Consider the following 22,678-nt stretch of genomic DNA (forward strand, 5'->3'; position numbering starts at 1 on the left):
GGTCGGGTCCGGTCAGGGTTGGGCAATGGTAACGGGGTTGCGGGCGGCCTGGCGCAGCGCGGCGCCCTGGTCGCCCAGGTCCCAGAACAGGCCGGCCATGATGGCCAGGCCCTCGCGCGCCACGCTGCCCAGCAGATGTTCGTTGGGGGCGTGCTGGGCGCAGGCCGGGTAGGAATGCGGCACCCACAGCGTGGGCAGGCCGAGCAGGTCGGCGAAGATGTCGTTGGGCAGCGAGCCGCCCAGGTTGGGCAGCAGCGCCGGCCGCAGGCCCGTGCTGCGCTCGATCGAGGCGGCGGCCCAGCGCGCCCACGGGTTGTCGGGCGACAGCCGGGTGGCGCCGGCCTGCATGCCGACGCGCACCTGCACGTCGCCGAAGCCGGCCTCATCGAGGTGGGCGCGCACGTGGCGTTCCAGCGCCTTCCAGTCGGTGCCGACCACGAAGCGCAACTGGCACCAGGCCGAGGCGGCCGGCGGAATGGCGTTGACCGGCTTGGCCGGATCGCCGGCGCCGAAGGTCAGCACGTCCAGGCTGTTCCAGCCGAACACCTGCTCCGCGGGCGACAGCCCCGGTTCGCCCCAGTCGCTGTCGATCGCGGGATCGTCGGGACCGCCGCCGACCTCCAGGTCGGCCAGCGCCGCGGCCACCGCGGCCGGGATGGGCGGCGGGCGCAGGCCCGGCACCTGGATGCGGCCGCGCGCGTCCACCAGCGTGGCGATGGCGTGCGACAGGATGATGGCGGGGTTGGCCAGCAGGCCGCCCCAGTTGCCCGAGTGATAGCCGCGCTCGCGGGCGCGCAGCGACAGTTCGAAGTTGACCGCGCCGCGCGAGCCCATGAACAGCGTGGGGCGGGCAGCGGCCAGGCGCGGGCCGTCGCTGGCGATGAAGACGTCGGCGGCGAGAGTCTCGCGCTGCGCCTCGCAGAACGCCGCCAGGCCCGGCGAGCCGGCTTCCTCGCCGGTCTCGATCAGCCAGGTGGCGTTGAATCCCAGCTTGCCGTCGCGCGCCCGCAGGACTTCGCGCAGCGCCGCCAGGTTGATGGTGTGCTGGCCCTTGTTGTCGGCGGTGCCGCGGCCGTACCAGCGGTCGCCCTCGATCCGCAGGCGCCAGGGATCGCGGCCGGCGTCCCATTTGGCCGCGTTGCCGCGCACCACGTCGCCGTGGCCGTACAGCAGCACGGTGGGCAGCGCCGTGGACTCGATGCGCCGCGCCACCAGGATCGGCAGATCGACCCCGGCCGGGTTGGGATGGACGCGACAGGCAAAGCCGAGTTGTTCCAGGCCCGGCGCCAGCTCGTCGCTCAGGTAGGCGTGCTGGTCAGGGGCCTGGCTCGGTTCCTCGCTTTCGGTCTGGAAGGCGACGCGGCGGGCCAGGTCGGCCTGCAAGGTGCCATCGTCATAGGCGCCGGTGGCGTGGGCTAGGGCTTGTTCGCGGGTCACTGCGGTCTCGGGGGAAGCGGCGGAGGCACAAAGTTATTACGCTTATGGACATGCCACAATTAGATAATTCGCATTTGATCGTTGCCATTAAGGCAATGATTGGGGGGGCACCATGATTTCGCTGGGATTGCGGTATTTCCTGGAGGTGGCGCGCTGCGGCTCGATCGCCGGCGCGGCGGCCGCGCAGCATGTGGCGGCTTCGGCCGTGAGCCGCCAGATCGCCAAGCTGGAGGAAGAACTTGGCATTGCGCTGTTCGAACGCCAGGCGCGTGGCATGGCCTTGAGCGAGGCAGGGCGCCAGTTGGCCGCCTACGCCAACGCCGCCGCGCTGGAGGCCGAGCGCGTCACCACCGCCATCCGCCAGCGCAGCGCGCAGGGCGACGTGACGGTGCGGCTGGCCTGTACCGAGGGCTTCGCGCACCGCTTCCTGCCGCAGTGCATGGCCGATTTCAAGCGCCTGCATCCCGAGGCGCGCTTCCATCTGCTGGTGGAGCGGCCGGAGGAGGTCAACCGGCTGATCCTGGAGGGCCTGTCGCAGTTGGCGCTGCGCTACACGGTGGCGCCCGACGAGCGCCTCAAGACCGAGCTACTGTGCCGCGCGCCGGTCTACGCCATCATGTGCCGTCGCCATCCGCTGGCCGCGCGCCGCAGCGTCGGCGTGCGCGACCTGGCGCAGGCGCCGCTGTCGCTGGGCGATCCGGGCACCACGGTGCGCGACCTGTTCGACACGGCCTGCGCCAATGCCGGCGTGCACATCGAGCCGGCCTATGTGTCCAACCATTCGGCGGCCTTCCTGCCGATGCTGCCGGGCAGCCAGATCGTGGCGTTGACGGGCTACCTGACAGTGATCGGCCTGCTCGACAGCGCCGGCCTGGTGGCGGTGCCGTTCAGCAATCCCGAAATGCGCCAGCGCAGCATCCAGGTCGTGACCTTGCGCGGCGCCACCCTGCCGCCGCTGGCGCGGGCCTTCCTGGCGCTGCTGGCCGAACGCCTGAGCGTGGCGCCGCGCGCCCCGGAAGTGGAACGGGGCGCGGGCTGAGGCGTCGGGCGCGGTGTGGACGGGCGGATCAGGCGCGGCGCGCGCGCCAGCCCGCCACCTTCAAGCGCAGCCGCTCCAGCGCCAGGTACACGATCGGCGTGGTGTACAGCGTCAGGAACTGGCTGATCATCAGCCCGCCGACGATGGTCACCCCCAGCGGCCGGCGCAGTTCCGAGCCTTCGCCCATGCCCAGCACCAGCGGCAGCGCGCCCAGCAGGCCGGCCAGGTTGGTCATGACGATGGGCCGCAGGCGCAGCATGGCGGCGCGATGGATGGCCTGTTCCGGCGTCAGGCCCTCGCGCCGCTCCAGGCCGAGCGCGAAGTCGATCATCAGGATGGCGTTCTTCATCACCACCCCCACCAGCAGGAACAGGCCGAGCAGCGCGATCAGGCTGAACTCGATGTTGGCCAGCCGCAGCGCCAGCAGCGCGCCGACGCCGGCCGAGGGCAGGGTCGACAGGATGGTCAGCGGATGCAGCGGGCTTTCGTACAGGATGCCCAGCACCAGGTAGATCGCCACCAGCACGCCCAGGATCAGCCAGGGCTGGTCCTGCAGGCTCTGCTGGAAGCTGCGGGCGTCGCCGCCCAGCCGCGTCTGGATGTGGGCCGGCACCATCAGCCGCGCCATGGCGGCGTCGATGGCGGCCAGGCCCTGCTGCAGCGAGACGCCCTCGGCCAGCGAGAAGCCGACGCCGACGGCGGCAAACAGGCCGTCGTGGAACACGCGGTCATTGACCAGGCCGTGTTCGTAGGTGGCGAAGGCCGACAGCGGCACGCGGCTGCCGTCGGCCGCCACCACCTGCACCCGTTCCAGCACCTCGGGGTCCTCGGTGTAGCGCGGGTCCAGCTCCAGCACCACGCGGTATTGGTTCATCGGGTCGTACAGCGTCGCCACCTGGCGCTGGCTGAAGGAGTTGCCGAGCACGCTGGCGATGGTGCGCATGTCCACGCCCAGGCGCCGGGCGGCGGCGCGGTCGATGTTGATGACCACCTGCTGGGTGGCGGCGTCGCCCACCGCGTCGACGTCGCGCAGCTCGGGAATGTCGCGCATCGCGCGCGAGATCCTGCGCGACCATTGCCGCAGCGCCGGCACGTCGCTGGCCATGATGGCCAGCTCGTGGTCGCCGGAATTGCCGAAGCCGCCCGGCATGCGCAGGTCCTGGTCGACGTTCAGGAAGAACATGCCGCCCGGCACCGGCGGGGCGTTGGCGCGCAGCCAGTCGATCACCTGGGCCGAGGATTCGCGCCGCTCGGCAACCGGCTTCAGGCGGATCAGGAACAGCGAATTGCTGATGCCCAGGCTGCCGCCGTTGTAGCCGATCACGTCCTGCACGGCCGGATGCCTGAGCACCAGTTGGCGGTAGACGTCGATCTTGGGCTGCATCACCTGGAACGAGAAGCCGTCGTCGCCGCGCACGAACCCCATCAACTGGCCGGTGTCCTGCTGCGGCAGGAAGCCCTTGGGCGCCTGTGCGTACAGATAGGCGTTCAGCGCCACCACCGCGGCCAGCAGCAGCAGGGTCAGGCGGGCGTGGCCCAGCACCCGCGCCAGCGACGCGCCATACCATTGGTGGATGCGGGCGAACACCGCGCGCAGCCGCGAGGGCCGCGTTTGGGTCGCGGCCGGCGGCCGCAGCCAGCGCGCGCACAGGCTGGGAATGATGGCGACCGACACCACCAGCGAGATCAGGATGGCGGCCACCAGCGTGATCGAGAACTCGCGGAACAGCCGCTCCACCAGCCCGCCCATGAACAGGATCGACACGAACACCACCGACAGCGCCAGCGTCATCGCCACCAGGGTGAAGCCGACCTCGCGCACGCCGCGCAGGGCCGCCTGGCGCGGACCCAGGCCGCGCTCGAGGTGGCGCGAGATGTTCTCCAGCACCACGATGGCGTCGTCCACCACCAGGCCCGCGGCCACGATCAGCGCCATCAGCGACAGGTTGTTGAGCGAGAAGCCCCACAGGTACATGACGGCGAAGGTGGCGATCAGGCAGACCGGAATCGCCACGCTGGGAATGGCGGCGGCGCGGGCGCTGCCCAGGAACAGCCACACCACCAGGATCACCAGCCCCACCGCCAGCCCCAGCGTGACGTGGGCCTCGCGCAGCGTGGCGTGGATGCCGGGCGAGCGGTCCAGCACCACGGTCAGGTCGACGTCGGCCGGCATCAGCGCGCGCAGGCCGGGCAGGGCCTGGTTGATGGCGGCGATGGTCTCGATGATGTTGGCGCCCGGCTGGCGGCTGACGGTCAGCACCACCGCCGGGTTGTGGTTGTGAAAACCGCTGCTGTAGCGGTTCTCGACCGAGTCGCTGATCCGCGCCACCTGGGCCAGCCGCAGGGCGGCGCCGTCCTGGTGGCGCACGATCAGGCCGTTGTAGTCGGCGGCCGTGCGCGGCTGGCCGGGCGTGCCGACCTCCCAGCGCTGCGAGGCCGAGTCCAATTGGCCCTGCGGACCCATGGGGGCGGCGTTGGCGATGGACTGGCGCAGGTCGTCCAGCGCCACGCCGTAGTGCGCCAGCGCATTGGGGTTGACCTGCACTCGCACCGCTGGCAGCGAGCTGCCGCCCAGCGTCACTTCGCCGACGCCGACGATCTGCGAGAGCTTCTGCGCCAGCACCGTGGCGCCCAGGTCGTAGAGCCGGCCGGCGGGTCGGGTGGGCGAGCTGAGCGCCAGCGCCATGATGGGCGCCTGCGACGGATTGACCTTGCGGTAGCTGGGATTGCCCGGCATGCCCGAGGGCAGCTCGGCGCGGGCGGCGTTGATGGCGGCCTGCACGTCGCGCGCGGCGGCGTTGATGTCGCGGTCCAGCGCGAATTGCAACAGCACGCGGGTGGCGCCCTGGTTGCTGGACGAGCTCATGGCGCTGACGCCGGCGATGCCGCCCAGCGCGCGTTCCAGCGGCGCGGCCACGGTGCTGGCCATGCTCTCGGGGCTGGCGCCGGGCAGTTCGGCGCGCACCTCGATGGTGGGGAAGTCGACCTGCGGCAGCGGCGCCACCGGCAGCAGGCGCCAGGCCACCGCGCCCAGCAGCGTCAGGGCCAGCGCCAGGAAGATGCAGGCGATGGGCCGGTGCAGCAGCGCGCGGATCATGGCGCCGGCCGGTCCGCGGGGGCGGGCAGGGCCTTGCGGCGGCCCGCGCCCAGCCGGTGGAAGAACAGGTAGACGGCGGGCGTGGTGAACAGCGTCAGCACCTGGCTGACCAGCAGGCCGCCCACCATCACCCAGCCCAGCGGCTGGCGCAGCTCGGCGCCCGAGCCGGTGGCCAGCATCAGCGGCAGGGCGCCGAACAGCGCCGCCAGCGTGGTCATCAGGATCGGCCGCAGCCGCAGCAGCGCGGCTTCGCGGATCGCCTCGCGCGGCGCCAGGCCGCGGCTGCGTTCGGCTTCCAGCGCGAAGTCGACCATCATGATGCCGTTCTTCTTGACCAGCCCGATCAGCAGGATGATGCCGATGACGGCGATCAGGTCCAGCGGCCGGCCGGTCAGCAGCAGCGCCAGCAGCGCGCCCACCGTGGCCGACGGCAGGGTCGAGAGGATGGTGACCGGGTGGATCGCGCTTTCATACAGCATGCCCAGCACCAGATACATGGTGACCACGGCGGCCAGCATCAGCCACAGGGTGTTGGACAGCGAGGCCTGGAACGCGGACGCCGCGCCCTGCAGGCGCAATTCGACGCTCGCGGGCATGGCGATGTCCTGGCGCGCCGCTTCGATGGCGGCGATGGCCGCGCCCAGTGAACCGCCGGCCGGCAGGTTGAACGAGAAATTCACGGCGGGGAACTGCGACAGGTGGTTGACCGCCAGCGGCACGGCGCGCTCGCTGACCGTGGCCAGCGCCGATAGCGGAATCGGCTGGCCGTCCGCCGTGCGCAGGTGGATGCGTTCCAGCGCTTCGGGGCTGGCGGCCAGGCGCCGGTCCACCTCCAGCACCACGCGGTACTGGTTGGACTGCGTGAACAGGGTGGCGACCTGGCGCTGGCCAAAGGCGCTGTAGAGCGCCTGGGCCACGTCGTCCATGGTCAGGCCCAGGCGCGCGGCGGCGTCGCGCGAGACCTCCAGGTAGGCCTGGCGGCCATCGCCCTGCAGGTCCGACGAGATGTCGGCCAGTTGCGGCGCGGCGGCCAGGCGCTGGGTCAGGGCGTGGCTCCAGCGCGCCAGCAGCGCGCTGTCGGGCGAGGTCAGGGTGAACTGGTATTGGCCGCGGCTGACGCGATCCTCGATGTTCAATTCCTGCACGGGTTGCAGGTACAGCGAGATGCCCTGCACCTGGCGGGCGCGGGCGTCCAGCCGCGCCATGATGTCGGCCAGCGGCGCGCCGCGCTCGCTCCAGGGCTTGAGGTTGACCAGCAGGCGGCCGGTGTTGAGGGTGGCGTTCATGCCGTCGATGCCGATGAAGGACGACAGGCTGGCGACGTCGGGGTCTTCCAGCAGGCTTTGCGCCAGCGCCTGCTGGCGCCGCGACATGGCCTCGAACGAGGTGCTTTGCGCCGACTGGGTCACGCCTTGCAGCACGCCGCCGTCCTGCGCCGGGAAGAACCCCTTGGGCACCGCCAGGTACAGCAGCCCGGTCAGCGCGACGGTGGCCAGCATCGCCAGCAGCGTCAGGCGCTGGTGGCGCAGCGTGATGTCGAGCCAGCCGGCATAGCGCGCCTGCAGGCGGTCGAGCAGGCCGGGCGGGCGCTCGGCGTGCGGCGGCAGCAGGCGCGCGCACATCATGGGCGTCAGCGTCAGCGACACCGCCAGCGAGATCAGGATGGCCACCGCCAGCGTGATGGCGAATTCGCGGAACAGCCGGCCGACCACGTCTTCCATGAACAGCAGCGGGATCAGCACGGCGATCAGCGACAGCGTCAGCGACACCAGGGTGAAGCCGATCTGTCCGGCGCCCTTGAGCGCGGCCGCCATCGGGCTGTGGCCCTGTTCGCGGTAGCGGGCGATGTTCTCCAGCATGACGATGGCGTCGTCGACCACGAAGCCGGCGCCGATGGTCAGCGCCATCAGCGTGAGATTGTTGGTGGAGAAGCCCGCCAGGTGCATCACGCCAAACGTGCCGATCAGGGACAGCGGCACCGCCAGGCTCGGGATCAGCGTGGCCGGCAGGTTGCGCAGGAACAGGAAGGTCACCAGCACCACCAGCCCGACGGCGAAGGCCAGCTCCCATTGCACGCCGCGCACGGAGGCGCGGATGCTTTCGGTGCGGTCGGTCAGCACCCGCACCTGCGCCGCCGCCGGCAGGCTGGCGGTCAGTTGCGGCAGCAGCGCCTTGACCTGGTCGGCCACGGCGATGACGTTGGCGCCCGGCTGGCGCTGGATGTTCACCAGCACCGCCGGCTGGCGATCGACCCAGGCGGCCAGGTAGCGGTTCTCGGCGCCGTCCTCGACCGTGGCGACGTCGCCCAGCCGCACCGGCGCGCCGTTGCGCCAGGCCACGATCAGGTCGCGGTATTCCTGCGCGCTCTGCAACTGGTCGTTGGCGTCCATGATGACCGAGCGCACCGGGCCGTCGAAGCTGCCCTTGGGCTGGTTGGAGTTGGCCTTGGCGATGGCTTCCTGCACGTCGGACAGCCGCAGGCCGCGCGCGGCCAGCGCCATGGGGTTGGCCTGCACCCGCACCGCGGGCCGCTGGCCGCCGGCCAGGCTGACCATGCCTACGCCCGACAACTGCGCCAGGCGTTGCGTCATGCGCGTGTCGACCAGGTCGTAGACCTGCGGCAGCGGCAGCGAATCCGAGGTCACCGCCAGCGTCAGGATCGGCACGTCGGCCGGGTTGACCTTGCGGTACACCGGCGGCGTCGGCAGGTCGGACGGCAGCAGCGAGCCGCTGGCGCTGATGGCGGCCTGCACCTCCTGTTCGGCCACGCCCAAAGAGACGTCGAGCGAGAACTGCAGCGTGATCACCGAGATGCCGCTGCCGCTGGAGGACGACATCTGCTTGAGGCCCGGGATCTGCCCGAAGCGGCGCTCCAGCGGCGCGGTGACCGCGCGCGCGGTGACGTCGGGGCTGGCGCCGGGGTAGGGCGTCGTGACCTGGATGATGGGGTAGTCGACCTGCGGCAGCGCCGCCACCGGCAGCAGGCGCCAGGCAAGGATGCCCGACAGCAGCAGCGCCAGCATCAGGAACGAGGTGGCGACCGGGCGCAGGATGAAGGGGCGTGACAGGCTCATGGCGTTACGGCTGGGTTTCCACGATCCGCACCTCGCGGCCGTCGTGCAGGCGGTCCACGCCTTCGACCACCACGCGTTCGGCCACGGCCAGGCCGGAGCGGACTTCGACGCGGCCGGCATTGGCGCGGCCCAGCGTCAGGTCGCGCCGGGTGGCGCGCTGGTCGTCGCCGATGACGAAGACAAAGGCGCCGTCGGCGCCGTACTGCACCGCCGCCGTGGGAATCGACAGCACCTCTTCCTGCCGCGCCAGCGCCAGGCGGATATTGACGAACTGGTTCGGGAACAGCGACTCGTCGGCATTCTCGAACAGGGCGCGCAGCTTGACCGTGCCGTTGGCGGCGTGGATCTGGTTGTCCAGCGCCTGCAGGGTGCCCAGCGCGATCAGGCGGCGTTCGTCGGCGTCCCAGGCCTGCACCTGCAGGGCGGCGTCGCCGCCCTGCGCCTGGGCCTGGCGCAGCAGGTCCAGATGGGTCTCCGAAATCGAGAACAGCGCCGAGATCGGGCGCGTCTGCACCAGGGTGGCCAGGCCATTGGCGTCGGCGGCACGCACGTGGTTGCCGGCGTCCACGCGCCGAAAGCCGATGCGGCCGTCGTGCGGCGCCTGGATGCGGGTCTGTGCCAGCAGGCGGCGGGCGTCGGCGACGCCGGCCATCAGGCGCTGGCGCTGCGCGGCGTAGCTGCGCGCCTGGGCCTCGGCGGTGTCCAGTTGCTGCCCGGCCACCGCTTCCTGGCGCGCCAGTTGCCGGTAGCGGCGCAGGTCGATCTCGGCATTGCCGAGCAGCGCCTCGACGCGCGCCAGCTCGCCTTCGGCGGCCGCCAGCGCCGCCTGGTAGGGGCGCGGATCGATCTCGGCCAGCAGTTGGCCGCGGCTGACCGCCTGGCCTTCGGTGTAGTGCAGGCGCTGCAACTGGCCGTCGACCTGGCTGCGCAACACCACCTGCGCCAGCGGCGTGATGGTGCCCAGCGCATGCAGGTCGCGTGGCAGCGGACCGCGGCGCGCGGCGGCGATGCTGACGGGCACGGGTTGCTGGGCGTAACCGGGAATGGCGGCGGCGGGCGGACCTTGCAGGGCGTAGCGCCAGATTGCCCAGCCGGCCAACGCGGCCACGGCCAGGAAGGTGGCCAGCGCCAGCCGCTGGCGCAACGCGGCGGGGCCCGCGGAAGAAGGCAAGGGCATCTCGGTACTGCCGGGGGATAAGTTGGGGACAGTACGGATTCTAGCTGAATAATAATTATTAGCGTTTTTGTATCAGCTTATCGTCAGGTTCGATGCGGCCTCCCTTGCGCCGGTTTGCCGCCGGCGCGCCCAGGCCGGCCTCGGCCAGCCGCGTCTGGATCAATTCAAGCAGCGCCCGGGCCCGCGCGCTGACCGAGTGGCGGTGGCTGTAGACCCCGAGCAACTGCAGCGGCGCCGGTTGCAGGTCCAGCGGCACTTCGCACAGGCGGCCGGCGGCCAGGTCCTCCTGGCATGAGACGGCCGCCAGGATCGCGAAGCCGATGCCCTGGCGCGCGCCCATCAGCGCCAGTTCGCCGCTGTTGACGCGGTAGCGGCTGCGCACCGGCACCTTGACGATGTCTCCGGCCGCGTCCACGAATTGCCAGGGCATGCCCTTGAGCGCGCTCAGGGTGGTGATGCAGGGCAGCGCCTTGAGCTGGCGCGCCTGGCGCGGCACGCCGACGCGGGCCAGCAGCGCGGGCGAGGCAACCACGATGCTGGGCAATATCGCCAGTTCGCGCGTGATGAGGCTGCTGTCGTCCTGGCGGCCGCGATGGAACACGATCGACAGATCGACATCCTCGCGCAGCGCGTCGATGCCATCGAGGCGGGTGTCGCAGGCCAGGTCGATGCCGGGGTGGCGATCGCAGAACTCCGCCAGGATCGGCGCCAGCAACCGTGGCGCTTCGCCCGGCATGCACAGGTGCAGCGGTCCGCGCAGTTCCTGCCTGGCCGCGCCCAGTTCCTCTTCCGTGGCGGCCAGGCTGTCCAGCAACGGCTTGGCCCGCTGGTACAGCAGTTGGCCGGCTTCGGTCATGCGCAGATGGCGGGTGCTGCGTTCCAGCAGCCGCACGCCCAGCCGCCGCTCCAGTCCCGCGACATGGCGGCTGACGTTCGACGACGGCATGGCCAGGCGCCGCGCCGCGCCCGCGAAGCTCTGTTCATCCACCACCGCCGCGTAGACGCGAACGCTGTTCAGATCCAGGGCCTGACCCATGATTATCCCGTTTGCGATATGAAAGGAACCCATTTTTTCATACTAGTTCTCGCATCCGGCGGAATCTACGATGCGGATCCCGTGTGCGGCGTCGGGCCGGCACGCGGGATTTGAAGGAAGGATTCAGCATGGATATCGGAATACTGGGCGGTGGGATCGCCGGCCTGAGCGTGGCGCTCGCCCTGCATCGGTCGGGACATCGGCCGCGGGTCTACGAACGCGGCGCCGCGCCGGCCACGATGGGGGCCGGCGTGACGCTATGGCCCAATGCGGGTTGCGTGCTTGACCGGCTCGGGCTGCTGCCGGACGTCGCGGCGCTGGGGGGCAAGCCGGTGGCGATGCGCCGTTACGACCCAGCGGGCAATGCCCTGGGCGGACTCGACATCGCCGCGCTGGATCGCCTGATGGGTTACCCGACCCATGCGATCCTGCGCCGCGACCTGCTGGCCGTGCTGCTGGCGCACACGGCGCGCGCCGGCATCACGGTCGAGTACGGCCATCGCGCGATGGCGATCGAGCCGGGCGATGATGGCCGCGCCACGGCGCGGTTTGGCAATGGCGCCGCCATCCGGCCGGACCTGCTCATCGGCGCGGATGGCCGGATGGACTCGGTGGCGCGTCGGTTCGTCACGGGCGACAACACGCCGGTGTACCAAGGGTTCGTGAACTGGATCGGCGTCGCGTCGGCTCCAGGCCTGGCCGATGACATCGCCATCCAGGACTATTGGGGCGTCGGCGAGCGTTTCGGCTGCGTCGCGGTGCGGCGGGATCTGGTCTATTGGGCCGGGGCCCAGGTCCGGCCGCTGTCCGCCGCCGGGGAGGGGGCGGATCCGCGCGCGGAGGTTGCCGGCCTTTTCGCCGCTTGGGCCGCGCCGGTCGCGCGCCTCATCCAGGCGACGCCCGCCGACGCCGTGCGCCTGATCGCCGTGCATGACCTGGACACGCCGGCGGTCTGGCATCGGGACAATGTGCTGCTGGTGGGCGATGCCGCGCACGCGCCGTTGCCGACCTCGGGCCAGGGCGCGTGCCAGGCGCTGGAGGATGCCTGGCACCTGGGCCAATGCCTGGCGACCGGGCCGCGCGACCTGGAGGCGGCGCTGGCCGCCTTCACCGCGATCCGCCGGCCCAAGACCGCCGGCTTGACCGAGCTGGCCCGCGTCCATGCGCGCGGCCTGTTCGAGCGCGATCCGGAGATCTGCCGCCTGCGCGATCAGCAGGCCAGGGCGGCCGACCCGGCGGCGGCGCTGCGGGGCTTGGCCAGCGCCTGGGGCGAAGGGCTGTGAACGGGGATAATACGGTTTTCCAGCCAGTTTCCGCCCCGGCGCGCGCCGGGCCGCTCATAGGGTTTCATCCATGCAAGAAAATACCTCCGCCGCCGCGCTGATCGACGCGCTGCGCACCGACCGCGCCGCGTTGCAGTTGTGGCAAACCGTGGCGCGCGAGTACCAGGGCAAGCATGCCGAGGTGCTGGCGCCGCTGGAGGTCACCGAGATCGAGCTAAAGGCCAGGCTGGTGTTCTGCTTCGACCATGCCGCCAAGCAGAAGGAGCTGACCAAGGCGGAACGTCAACTGGTGTCCGAGATCGCCGCGCAATTGGGGCAGGAGACGCTGTTCTCGATCCTGCTGGACGGCACGCCGGCCGAATGCGACGTCGAGCGCCTGAAGGCGGTCTACCGCAAGCACAGCGGTTCCGACATCGACGCCGAAGTGGCCGAGGAACGCGAGGCCGAGGCGGCCGAGATGGCCGAGATGGCCGCCTCCGCGCAGGCCCAGGCAGGCGCGCCCGCCACCGCCGCGACGTTCGCGCCGGACGCGCTGGCGCAGGCCGAGGCCTTGCTGGCGCTGGGGCCGGACGGGCTGAACGGCGTGGCCGAAGATAAGCTGGCGCTGGCCATTCCCGTGCTGCGGGAGCAACTGGCGGCCGTGAACCGCGAGCTGGCCGCGTTCGAGCGCGACTTCAAGGCCGAATACCGTTTCGATCCGGAGCAGCCGATCGACCCGGCCGACCTGATGGAAGACCTGGACGCGGAAATCGCCGATGTGCAGGACTACATCGGCGAGCTGGAGTTCGAGCTGTCGCAGTTCGTCGACATGCAGCAGCTCAAGGCCTGGCTCAAGGCCATGAAGAAGCAACTGGAAGCGACCCGCCGGCGCGAAGCGCGCGGCTAAGAAGCGGGGCGGCCGCCCGCGCTTCAAGGCGCCCGGCGCGGCCCGGCGGGCACGATCTTCATCATCGGCGCCGCCGGCTTGGCCGCGGCGTCCGCGCGCGGACGGATCATCCACGGCAAGAAGCGCCACAGGTACAAGCCGAACCCCAGCGCCCAGGCGCCGGCCGACGCATGCAGCAAGCCCAGCGCGGCGCCCGTCGGCACCAGGGCGGCCAGGCGCAGCAGCGCCGCCAGGATCACCAGCGCATAGCTCAGCACCATGCTGCGGTCGGCGCGCAGCGGCCGGCCCAAGTGGCCCATCGCCGTGCGCGTGGCCATGCCGATGATCAGCACCGAGAAACCGGCCACGCCGATGACGTGCGCCGGCCAGGCCGGCCGCGCCACGTAGCCGGCCAGTTGCGCCGCGCCCGCCAGCAGGCCGATGCCCAGGCCCAGATAACCCACGTACAGGATCCAAAGCAGCGGCACGCGGCGCGCGGCCCACGGCTTCCAGGCCAGCCACTGCGCCAGCGCCAGGATGCCGGTGACCGCGAGCAGCAGCGCGGCGGCACGCGGCGCCCCGGCCAGCAGGCCGGCAATCGCCAGCACGCCGGCGCCGAGCTGCCAATGGCCGCTGCGGGTGTGGGGCGGAATTTCCAGGCCCTGCACGGCCCGCTTGGCGAAGAACGGCAGCACGCGGCGCGCGATCAGCAGCGTCAGCACCGCCATCACCAAAAGGCCGGCGTTGAAGTAGCGCATCAGCGCCAGGTAATCGCCCGCCAGCGCGGCGCGCAGATACAGCGCGTGGGCCGCGGCCAGCGCCAGCAGCAGCAATGGCACGCCGTAGTTGCGGCGATTGCGCGTGATCCAGACGGCGCGCGCCAGGGCAATGGCGGCCGACAGGAAGAACAGCAGGTCGGCCACGGCGGCGACGGTGAAGGCCGTCATGCCGGGCGCCAGGTAGGCGCCGCGCGCCACCAGCCAGACCACACACAGCGCCGCCAGCGGCGCGCCGCGCAGCGGATTGCGGCCGGTCCAGTTGGCGCCGGCCGTCAGCAGGAAGCCGACCGCGATGGTGGCCACGAAGCCCCACAGCATCTCGTGGGCGTGCCACGGCATGGCGGTCAGCACGCCCGTCAGTCGGGCCGGCGCGAACACCCATAGCAGCACCGACAGCAACGCCCAGGCGCAGCCAGCCAGGTACAGCGGGCGAAAGCCCATTTCGGTGAAGGCGCGCCAATTCGGCCGCGCGGCGCCGTCGGCGGCGGGTTCTTCCAGGGTGAGCAGGGTGGACATGATGACCTTTGACCAGTAGCCGGCGGAGGGGTTTTGAATATGTATTTGAAACACATATTAATGCCTAAGAAGGCTTTCGGCCCATCGCGTGGATTTGATCCCGCGCAAACGCGGCGGCTTTTCCGGGGTGACTAGTCACATCGGCGGCGCCGATATGGTCGGCCGGCGAATGGTGGCGGCAGGCGCGGATGCCTAGGCTTGGGGCTGTCGTATTCCGTGTGCAAAAAAGCGAGAACCACCATGGCATCAACCCACCCCTCGGCCAGCGCGCCCATGCGGGTCCTGGTATCCAGCACCTTCGCCTTCACCATCTGCTTCGCGGTATGGATGATCTTCGCGGTGCTGGGCATTCCCATCAAGACACAGCTCGGCCTGTCCGAGACCGAATTCGGCCTGCTGGCCGCCATGCCGGTGCTGACCGGCTCCCTGGTGCGCGTGCCGCTGGGCATCTGGACCGACCGCTACGGCGGCCGGCCGGTGTTCTTCGTGCTGATGCTGCTGGCGGTGGTGCCGATCTGGCTGCTGTCCTACGCCACCGAGTACTGGCAGTTCCTGGTGCTGGCGCTGTTCGTGGGCCTGACCGGCGGCTCGTTCTCGGTCGGCACGCCCTACGTGGCGCGCTGGTTTCCGCGCAACAAGCAGGGCCTGGCCATGGGCGTGTTCGGCGCCGGCAATTCGGGCTCGGCCATCACCAAGTTCGTGGCGCCGGCGCTGATCGCCGCCGCCGGCGGCGCCTGGGTGATCGTGCCGCAGGTGTACGCGGTGGCGCTCCTGGTGACGGCGATCCTGTTCTGGCTGTTCTCGGCCTCGGATCCGTCGCACCGGGTGGCCGGCGGCGCCAGCCTGAAGGCGCAATTCGCGATGCTGAAGGACCCGCGCGTGTGGCGCTACTGCCAGTACTACTCGGTGGTGTTCGGCGGCTACGTGGCGCTGGCGCTCTGGATGACCAAGTACTACATCGGCGAGTATGGCTTCGACATGAAGCTGGCGGCGCTGCTGGCCGCGTGCTTCTCGCTGCCGGGCGGCGTGCTGCGCGCCATGGGCGGCTGGATCTCGGACCGCTACGGCGCCTACAAGACCACCTGGTGGGTGATGTGGGTGTGCTGGGTGGCGTTCTTCATCCTGAGCTATCCGCAGACCCACTTCACGGTCATGACCACCGGCGGCCCGCGCCAGTTCGACATCGCCCTGGGGCCGGTCAGCTTCACCATCCTGCTGTTCATCGTCGGCATCGCCATGGCGATTGGCAAGGCCTCGGTCTTCAAGTTCATCTCGGATGAGTTCGGCCAGAACATCGGCGCGGTCTCGGGCATCGTCGGCCTGGCCGGCGGCCTCGGCGGCTTCATCCTGCCGATCCTGTTCGGCGTGCTGCTGGACCTGACCGGCGTGCGCTCCAGCGCCTTCATCCTGCTGTACGGCACGGTCTGCGTCTCGCTCATCTTCATGCATTTCAGCTTCCGGCCCGAAAGCGCCGCCACCGCGCGGCGCCAAGCCGCCTGACCCCAACCGGAGAACACCTATGACTTCCCATGTCCTGGCGCGCTGGGAGCCGGAAAACCCCGGCTTCTGGAAACAGACCGGCGCCCGCATCGCCAACCGCAACCTGTGGATTTCCATTCCCGCGCTGATGCTGGCGTTCAGCATCTGGATGCTGTGGAGCGTGGTGGTGGTCAACCTCGACCGCGCCGGCTTCATGCTGTCCAAGAACCAGATGTTCTGGCTGACCGCGCTGCCGGCGCTGTCGGGCGCCACGCTGCGCATCTTCTATTCGTTCCTGGTGCCGGTGTTCGGCGGCCGCAAGTGGACCGCGATCTCGACCGCCTCGCTGCTGATCCCGGCGCTGGGCATGGGCTTTGCGCTGCGCGACCCGACCACCTCGTTCCCGACGCTGCTGATCCTGGCGCTGCTGTGCGGCCTGGGCGGCGGCAACTTCAGCTCCAGCATGGCCAACATCAGCTTCTTCTTTCCCAAGGACAAGAAAGGCCTGGCCACGGGCCTGAACGCCGGTATCGGCAACCTGGGCGTGTCGCTGGTGCAGTTCGTGGTGCCGGTGGTGATCTCGATGGGCGTGTTCGGCGCCCTCGGCGGCGAGCCGCAGACGATTACCGCCGGCGGCGCGCAGCGCAGCCTGTGGCTGCAGAACGCCGGCTTCATCTGGGTCATTCCCATCGCGCTGGCTTCGCTGGCGGCATGGTTCGGCATGAACGACATCGCCGACGCGCGCGCCTCGTTCGCCGACCAGGCGGTGATCTTCAAGCGCAAGCACAACTGGCTGATGTGCTGGCTGTATGTCGGCACCTTCGGCTCGTTCATCGGCTTTTCGGCCGGCTTCGCCATGCTAACCAAGACGCTGTTCCCGCAGGTCGATCCGACCACCTACGCCTTCCTGGGGCCGCTGGTGGGCTCGCTGACGCGGCCGGTGGGCGGCTGGGTCTCGGACAAGCTGGGCGGGGCGCGGGTCACGCTGTTCACCTTCGTCGGCATGATCGCCGCGGTGCTGGGCGTGGTGATGTTCCTGCCGCTGAACGGGCAGGGCGGCGACTTCAGCGGCTTCCTGGCCATGTTCATCGTGCTGTTCGCGCTGACCGGCGTGGGCAACGGCTCGACCTTCCGCATGATTCCTGTGATCTTCCTGCGCGAGCGCACCCAGGCCGCGCACGGCAAGGGCGAGGCCGCGCAGAAGCAGGCCCTGACCGACGCGGCGCGCGAATCGGCCGCGGTGCTGGGCTTTTCCGGCGCGATCGGCGCCTATGGCGGCTTTTTCATCCCGCGCAGCTTCGGCACCTCGCTGGAGCTGACCGGCAGCGCCCAGGCGGCCCTGTATTGCTTCATCGGCTTCTACGCCACCTGCGTGCTGATCACCTGGTGGTACTACGCGCGCCGCAATGCGCCGGTGCCCTGCTGAGCGGGGCTGGCCGGGGTGACTAGTCACTCTGCCGCGCCCGCCCTGTGCCACCGGCGAATGGTCGGCGCGGCGGGCGACCACTAAAGTGATTTTGACAGCACGGATTGCAGTACGCGCCGGCCGGGCCGGCGCTCTTGGAGAAACGCAATGAGTCATTTTCTGGACCGGTTGAAGTTCATGTCGCGGGTGAAATCCACCTACGCGGACGGTCACGGCGAAGTGGTCAACGAAGACCGCAAGTGGGAAAACGCCTATCGCGCCCGCTGGCAGCACGACAAGGTGGTGCGCTCGACCCACGGGGTCAACTGCACCGGCTCGTGCTCGTGGAAGGTGTACGTCAAGAACGGCCTGATCACCTGGGAAACCCAGCAGACCGACTACCCGCGCACGCGGCCGGACCTGCCCAACCACGAGCCGCGCGGCTGTCCGCGTGGCGCGTCCTATAGCTGGTACGTCTATTCGGCGCAGCGCGTGAAGTACCCGATGATGCGGGGCCGCCTGATGGAAATGTGGCGCGAGGCGCGCAAGACCATGGACCCGATCGCGGCCTGGGAATGGATCAGCCAGGACCCGGCGCGCGCCATGCGCTACAAGTCGGTGCGCGGGCTGGGCGGCTTCGTGCGCACGGACTGGGACACGGCCACCGAGATGATCGCCGCCGCCAACGCCTACACCATCAAGAAGTTCGGCCCCGACCGCCTGATCGGCTTTTCGCCGATTCCCGCCATGTCGATGGTCAGCTACGCCGCCGGCGCCCGCTACCTGAGCCTGCTGGGCGGCGCCTGCCTGAGCTTCTACGACTGGTATTGCGACCTGCCGCCGGCCAGCCCGCAGATCTGGGGCGAGCAGACCGACGTGCCGGAATCGGCCGACTGGTACAACTCGACCTACCTGATGGTGTGGGGCTCGAACGTGCCGCAGACCCGCACGCCCGACGCCCACTTCTACACCGAGGTCCGCTACAAGGGCACCAAGACGGTGGCGGTGTCCAGCGACTTCGGCGAAATGGTCAAGTTCGGCGACATCTGGCTGGCGCCCAAGCAGGGCACCGACGCCGCGCTGGCGATGGCCATGGGCCACGTCATCCTCAAGGAATTCCACTTGTCAGGCGCCTCGGCCTATTTCCGCGACTACGTGCGGCGCTACACCGACATGCCGATGCTGGTCCTGCTCAAGGAGCGCGACGGCTTTTATGCGCCCGACCATTTCCTGCGCGCCTCGCAGCTTGACGGCGCGCTGGGCGAGCAGAACAACCCCGACTGGAAGACGCTGGTATTCGACGAAACCAGCGGCGACCTGGTGGCGCCCAACGGCAGCATCGGCTTTCGCTGGGGCGAGGGCGCGGTCAACGGCGGCGAGAAGGTCGGCCGCTGGAACCTGGAAGCCCGTGACGGCGGCAGCGGCCGCGCGATCGAGCCGCGTCTGAGCCTGGTCGATGGCGCCGACGCCGTGGTCGGCGTGGGTTTCCCGTACTTCGGCGCCGAGCACGATGAAGTGCTGGTGCGCAACGTGCCGGTGCGCCGCATCCGCCTGGCCGACGGCAGCGAGGCCCTGGCGGCCACGGTGTACGACCTGCAGATGGCCAACTACGGCCTGGATCGCGGCCTGGGCGGCGGCAACGTGGCCACGTCCTATGACGACGACGTGCCCTATACCCCGGCCTGGCAGGAAAAGCACACCGGCGTGCCGCGCGCGCAGGTGATCCAGGTGGCGCGCGAGTTCGCCCAGAACGCCCACGATACCGAAGGCAAGTCGATGGTCATCGTCGGCGCCGGCCTGAACCACTGGTATCACATGGACATGATCTACCGCGGCATCATCAACATGCTGATGATGTGCGGCTGCGTCGGCAAGAGCGGCGGCGGCTGGGCCCACTACGTGGGCCAGGAAAAGCTGCGCCCGCAGTTCGGCTGGGCGCCGCTGGCGTTCGCGTCCGACTGGGTGCGTCCGCCGCGCCAGATGAACGGCACCTCGTTCTTCTACGCCCATACCAGCCAGTGGCGCCATGAAAAACTGAACGTGCAGGAAGTGCTTGGCCCGACCGCCGACCGCGGCCGCTATGGCGACCTCAGCATGATCGACCTGAACGCCCGCGCCGAGCGCATGGGCTGGCTGCCGTCGGCGCCGCAGTTGCGCACCAATCCGCTGGACCTGACCGCGCAGGCCGAAGCCGCCGGCAAGGACCCGGTGGCGCACGCCGTCGAGCAGCTCAAGTCCGGGGAACTGCGCATGTCTTGCGAAGACCCCGACGACCCCGCCAACTTCCCGCGCAATATGTTCGTGTGGCGTTCCAACATCCTGGGCTCCAGCGGCAAGGGCCACGAGTACTTCCTGAAGTACCTGCTGGGCACGCAGAACGCGGTGTTCGGCGACGAGGCCGACGCCATCAAGCCGGTCGAAGTCACCTACCAGGAAGACGCGGCCGAGGGCAAGCTCGACCTGCTGACGGTGCTGGACTTCCGCATGAGCACCACCTGCCTGTACGGCGACATCGTGCTGCCGACGGCCACCTGGTACGAGAAGGACGACCTCAACACGTCCGACATGCACCCCTTCATCCACCCGCTGAGCGAAGCCGTGCAGCCGCTCTGGGAAAGCAAGACCGACTGGGAGATCTACAAGCTGCTGGCCAGGAAGTTCAGCGAGATCGGCGGCCCCTACCTGGGCAAGCGCCGCGACCTGGTGCTGACGCCGCTGATGCATGACACCCCGGGGGAACTGGGGCAGGCCTTCGAACCCAGGGACTGGAAGCTGGGCGAATGCGACCTGGTGCCGGGCAAGACCGCGCCCAACATGACCGTGGTCGAGCGCGACTACAACGACATCTACCGCAAGTTCACCTCGGTCGGTCCGCTGCTGGACAAGCTGGGCAACGGCGGCAAGGGTATCAACTGGAACACCGAGCACGAAGTGGGCGAACTGGCCGGCATCAACGAGCGCGTGGCCGAAGCCGGCGTGAGCCAGGGCCGGCCGCGGCTGGACAGCGCCATCGACGCCGCCGAAATGATCCTGACCTTCGCGCCCGAGACCAATGGCCACGTGTCGGTCAAGGCCTGGGAAGCGCTGGGCAAGATCACCGGCCGCGACCACACCCACCTGGCGCTGGGCCGCGAGCACGACAAGATCCGCTTCCGCGACATCCAGGCGCAGCCGCGCAAGATCATCTCGGCGCCGACCTGGTCGGGCCTGGAAAGCGAAGAGGTCAGCTACAACGCCGGCTACACCAACGTGCACGAGCTGATCCCGTGGCGCACCCTGACCGGCCGCCAGCAGTTTTACCAGGACCACCGCTGGATGCTGGACTTCGGCGAGGGCTCGTGCGTCTACAAGCCGGCGATCGACACCAAGACCATCGCGCCGATGCTGGGGCGCTATCCCAATGGCGAGAAGGAGCTGGTGCTGAACTGGCTGACGCCGCACCAGAAGTGGGGCATCCACAGCACCTATTCCGACAACCTGCGCATGCTGACGCTGAGCCGCGGCGGTCCCCACGTGTGGATCTCCGAGGCCGAGGCCAAGCAGGCCGGGCTGGTCGACAACGACTGGGTCGAGGTGTTCAACGTCAACGGCACGCTGACCGCGCGGGTGGTGGTGAGCCAGCGCGTGCCGGTCGGCATGTGCCTGATGTACCACGCCCAGGAAAAGATCGTGAACGTGCCGGGCGCGGAGACCAGCGGCAAGCGCGGCGGCATCCACAACTCGGTGACGCGCACCGTGCTCAAGCCGACCCACATGATCGGCGGCTACGCCCAGCAGGCCTACGGCTTCAACTACTACGGCACCGTGGGCGCCAACCGCGACGAGTTCGTGGTGCTGCGCAAGATGAAGAAAGTGGACTGGCTGGAAGGCCCGCTGGTCGAGGATCCCGCCGCCCAAACGCAACAGGAAGAGAAGCAATCATGAGGATACGCGCCCAAATCGGCATGGTGCTGAATCTGGACAAGTGCATCGGCTGCCACACTTGCTCGGTCACCTGCAAGAACGTCTGGACCAGCCGCGACGGCGTCGAGTACGCCTGGTTCAACAACGTCGAGACCAAGCCCGGCATCGGCTATCCCAAGGAATGGGAGAATCAGGAGAAATGGCAGGGCGGCTGGCGCCGCACGGCGGCGGGCAAGCTGGAACCGCGCCAGGGCGGCAAGCTGCGCATCCTGGCCAACCTGTTCGCCAACCCGAACCTGCCGCAGATCGACGACTACTACGAGCCGTTCACCTTCGATTACGAGCACCTGAAGAACGCGCCGCTGTCGCAAACGCCGCCCACCGCGCGCCCGGTGTCGGTGCTGACCGGCAAGAAGATGGACAAGATCGTCTGGGGTCCGAACTGGGAGGACGACCTGGGCGGCGAATTCGCCGCGCGCAGCCGCGACGCCCTGTTCGAGGGCGTGCAGAAGGAGATGTACTCGACCTTCGAGAACACCTTCATGATGTACCTGCCGCGCCTGTGCGAACACTGCCTGAACCCGGCCTGTGTCGCCAGTTGCCCGTCGGGCTCGATCTACAAGCGCGAGGACGACGGCATCGTGCTGGTCGACCAGGACAAGTGCCGCGGCTGGCGCATGTGCATCTCGGGCTGCCCGTACAAGAAGATCTACTACAACTGGCACAGCGGCAAGGCCGAGAAGTGCACCTTCTGCTATCCGCGCATCGAGGCCGGCCAGCCGACCGTGTGCTCGGAGACCTGCGTCGGCCGCATCCGCTACCTGGGCGTCATGCTGTACGACGCCGACCAGATCGAGCGCGCCGCCGCCGTCGGCAACGAGCAGGACCTGTACGAATCGCAGCTGGACTTGTTCCTGGACCCGCATTCGCCCGAGGTGATCGCCGCGGCGCGCGAGCAGGGCATCCCGGAATCGTGGCTGGAAGCCGCGCGCCAGTCGCCGGTCTACAAGATGGCGGTGCAATGGCGAGTCGCCTTCCCGCTGCATCCGGAATACCGCACGCTGCCGATGGTCTGGTACATCCCGCCGCTGTCGCCGATCCAGACCGCCGCCGAGGCCGGCAAGATGCCGCAGCGCACGCTGGGCAAGAGCGCCATGATCCCGGACGTGGCCAGCCTGCGCATCCCGGTGCGCTACCTGGCCAACCTGCTGACCGCGGGCAAGGAAGCCCCGGTGCTGCGGGCGCTCGAACGGATGCTGGCGATGCGCGCCTACAAGCGCGCCGAGACCGTGCATGGCGAGCGCGATACGGCCTTGCTGGAACAGGTCGGCCTGTCGGAAGCGACGGTGCAGGACATGTACCGCATCATGGCGATTGCCGATTACGAGGACCGCTTCGTGGTGCCCGGCAGCCACAAGGAGATCGTCGAGGACAGCTTCAACGAGAAGGGCAGTTGCGGCTTCACCTTCGGCAACGGCTGCTCGGGCGGCGTCTCGGAAGGCACGCTGTTCGGCCGCAAGCCGCAGGGCAGCGAGATCTTCATCGACATGCCGAAGTCGCGCAAGAAGGCCGCGGCCTGAGACGGGAG

Annotated in this window: 13 protein-coding genes; 7 read left to right on the forward strand and 6 right to left on the reverse strand. The window is 69.5% G+C overall.

The window, feature by feature from the left end; translation table 11 throughout:
* Positions 1-12: 12 nt before the first annotated feature.
* Positions 13-1,437, reverse strand: a complete 1,425-nt coding sequence (locus SB816_RS12510; RefSeq protein ID WP_410547069.1) for a M20 family metallopeptidase — start codon at positions 1,435-1,437, stop codon at positions 13-15.
* 112 nt (positions 1,438-1,549) lie between these two features.
* Here SB816_RS12510 and SB816_RS12515 point away from each other — a divergent pair, with 112 nt between their 5' ends.
* The gene (locus SB816_RS12515) at positions 1,550-2,476 is read left to right on the forward strand and encodes a LysR family transcriptional regulator (RefSeq protein ID WP_054504267.1); all 927 of its coding nucleotides are present in this window, start codon (positions 1,550-1,552) and stop codon (positions 2,474-2,476) included.
* 28 nt (positions 2,477-2,504) lie between these two features.
* Here the strand turns inward: SB816_RS12515 and SB816_RS12520 are convergent, their stop codons facing one another.
* Genes SB816_RS12520 through SB816_RS12535 form a run of 4 tightly spaced genes read right to left on the reverse strand, consistent with a single transcriptional unit; the run spans position 2,505 to position 10,860 of the window.
* Positions 2,505-5,573: an efflux RND transporter permease subunit gene (locus SB816_RS12520; protein WP_410547070.1), complete on the reverse strand. Its 3,069-nt coding sequence runs from the start codon at positions 5,571-5,573 to the stop codon at positions 2,505-2,507.
* Positions 5,570-8,647 (reverse strand): multidrug efflux RND transporter permease subunit, encoded by a 3,078-nt coding sequence (locus tag SB816_RS12525; RefSeq protein ID WP_175143823.1) that lies wholly within the window; start codon positions 8,645-8,647, stop codon positions 5,570-5,572. The genes SB816_RS12520 and SB816_RS12525 overlap by 4 nt, the downstream gene beginning before the upstream one ends.
* Positions 8,648-8,651: 4 nt before the next feature.
* Complete coding sequence (locus SB816_RS12530) at positions 8,652-9,824, reverse strand: efflux RND transporter periplasmic adaptor subunit (RefSeq protein WP_410547071.1); 1,173 nt, start codon at positions 9,822-9,824, stop codon at positions 8,652-8,654.
* A 58-nt stretch (positions 9,825-9,882) separates the two neighbouring features.
* A complete protein-coding gene (locus tag SB816_RS12535; RefSeq protein ID WP_410547072.1) occupies positions 9,883-10,860 on the reverse strand; it encodes a LysR family transcriptional regulator in 978 nt (325 codons plus the stop codon).
* 128 nt (positions 10,861-10,988) lie between these two features.
* On the opposite strand from SB816_RS12535, the gene SB816_RS12540 reads away from it, so the two are divergent.
* Together SB816_RS12540 and SB816_RS12545 are read left to right on the forward strand one after the other, a co-directional pair.
* Positions 10,989-12,143, forward strand: a complete 1,155-nt coding sequence (locus SB816_RS12540; protein ID WP_410547073.1) for an FAD-dependent oxidoreductase — start codon at positions 10,989-10,991, stop codon at positions 12,141-12,143.
* 70 nt (positions 12,144-12,213) lie between these two features.
* Positions 12,214-13,029, forward strand: coding sequence for a hypothetical protein (locus SB816_RS12545; protein WP_410547074.1), 816 nt, complete (start codon positions 12,214-12,216; stop codon positions 13,027-13,029).
* A 23-nt stretch (positions 13,030-13,052) separates the two neighbouring features.
* Here SB816_RS12545 and SB816_RS12550 read toward each other — a convergent pair whose 3' ends face one another.
* A complete protein-coding gene (locus SB816_RS12550) occupies positions 13,053-14,303 on the reverse strand; it encodes an NnrS family protein (protein WP_410547075.1) in 1,251 nt (416 codons plus the stop codon).
* A gap of 240 nt (positions 14,304-14,543) precedes the next feature.
* On the opposite strand from SB816_RS12550, the gene SB816_RS12555 reads away from it, so the two are divergent.
* The 4 genes from SB816_RS12555 to narH all read left to right on the forward strand — a co-directional run bounded on the left by SB816_RS12555 (position 14,544) and on the right by narH (position 22,670).
* The gene (locus SB816_RS12555; protein ID WP_410547076.1) at positions 14,544-15,803 is read left to right on the forward strand and encodes an MFS transporter; all 1,260 of its coding nucleotides are present in this window, start codon (positions 14,544-14,546) and stop codon (positions 15,801-15,803) included.
* Positions 15,804-15,822: 19 nt separating this feature from the next.
* Positions 15,823-17,208 carry a NarK family nitrate/nitrite MFS transporter gene (locus tag SB816_RS12560; RefSeq protein ID WP_410547077.1) on the forward strand — a complete coding sequence of 462 codons (1,386 nt, stop codon included), beginning with the start codon at positions 15,823-15,825 and terminating at the stop codon, positions 17,206-17,208.
* Positions 17,209-17,355: 147 nt separating this feature from the next.
* A complete protein-coding gene (locus SB816_RS12565; protein WP_410547078.1) occupies positions 17,356-21,111 on the forward strand; it encodes a nitrate reductase subunit alpha in 3,756 nt (1,251 codons plus the stop codon).
* Positions 21,108-22,670 carry a nitrate reductase subunit beta gene (gene narH / locus SB816_RS12570; protein ID WP_054517797.1) on the forward strand — a complete coding sequence of 521 codons (1,563 nt, stop codon included), beginning with the start codon at positions 21,108-21,110 and terminating at the stop codon, positions 22,668-22,670. The genes SB816_RS12565 and narH overlap by 4 nt, the downstream gene beginning before the upstream one ends.
* Positions 22,671-22,678 lie beyond the last annotated feature (8 nt).

It is taken from the genome of Achromobacter sp. SIMBA_011, assembly GCF_046535435.1.
Classification (GTDB): Bacteria; Pseudomonadota; Gammaproteobacteria; order Burkholderiales; family Burkholderiaceae_B; genus Achromobacter; species Achromobacter dolens.

What these genes read in the sequence shown, in the direction of transcription:
- SB816_RS12515 (WP_054504267.1), top strand. Translation starts at nt 1,550, where the DNA reads ATGATTTCGCTGGGATTGCGGTATTTCCTGGAGGTGGCGCGCTGCGGC.
- SB816_RS12520 (WP_410547070.1), bottom strand. Translation starts at nt 5,573, where the DNA reads ATGATCCGCGCGCTGCTGCACCGGCCCATCGCCTGCATCTTCCTGGCG.
- SB816_RS12525 (WP_175143823.1), bottom strand. Translation starts at nt 8,647, where the DNA reads ATGAGCCTGTCACGCCCCTTCATCCTGCGCCCGGTCGCCACCTCGTTC.
- SB816_RS12530 (WP_410547071.1), bottom strand. Translation starts at nt 9,824, where the DNA reads ATGCCCTTGCCTTCTTCCGCGGGCCCCGCCGCGTTGCGCCAGCGGCTG.
- SB816_RS12535 (WP_410547072.1), bottom strand. Translation starts at nt 10,860, where the DNA reads ATGGGTCAGGCCCTGGATCTGAACAGCGTTCGCGTCTACGCGGCGGTG.
- SB816_RS12540 (WP_410547073.1), top strand. Translation starts at nt 10,989, where the DNA reads ATGGATATCGGAATACTGGGCGGTGGGATCGCCGGCCTGAGCGTGGCG.
- SB816_RS12545 (WP_410547074.1), top strand. Translation starts at nt 12,214, where the DNA reads ATGCAAGAAAATACCTCCGCCGCCGCGCTGATCGACGCGCTGCGCACC.
- SB816_RS12550 (WP_410547075.1), bottom strand. Translation starts at nt 14,303, where the DNA reads ATGTCCACCCTGCTCACCCTGGAAGAACCCGCCGCCGACGGCGCCGCG.
- SB816_RS12555 (WP_410547076.1), top strand. Translation starts at nt 14,544, where the DNA reads ATGGCATCAACCCACCCCTCGGCCAGCGCGCCCATGCGGGTCCTGGTA.
- SB816_RS12560 (WP_410547077.1), top strand. Translation starts at nt 15,823, where the DNA reads ATGACTTCCCATGTCCTGGCGCGCTGGGAGCCGGAAAACCCCGGCTTC.
- SB816_RS12565 (WP_410547078.1), top strand. Translation starts at nt 17,356, where the DNA reads ATGAGTCATTTTCTGGACCGGTTGAAGTTCATGTCGCGGGTGAAATCC.
- narH (WP_054517797.1), top strand. Translation starts at nt 21,108, where the DNA reads ATGAGGATACGCGCCCAAATCGGCATGGTGCTGAATCTGGACAAGTGC.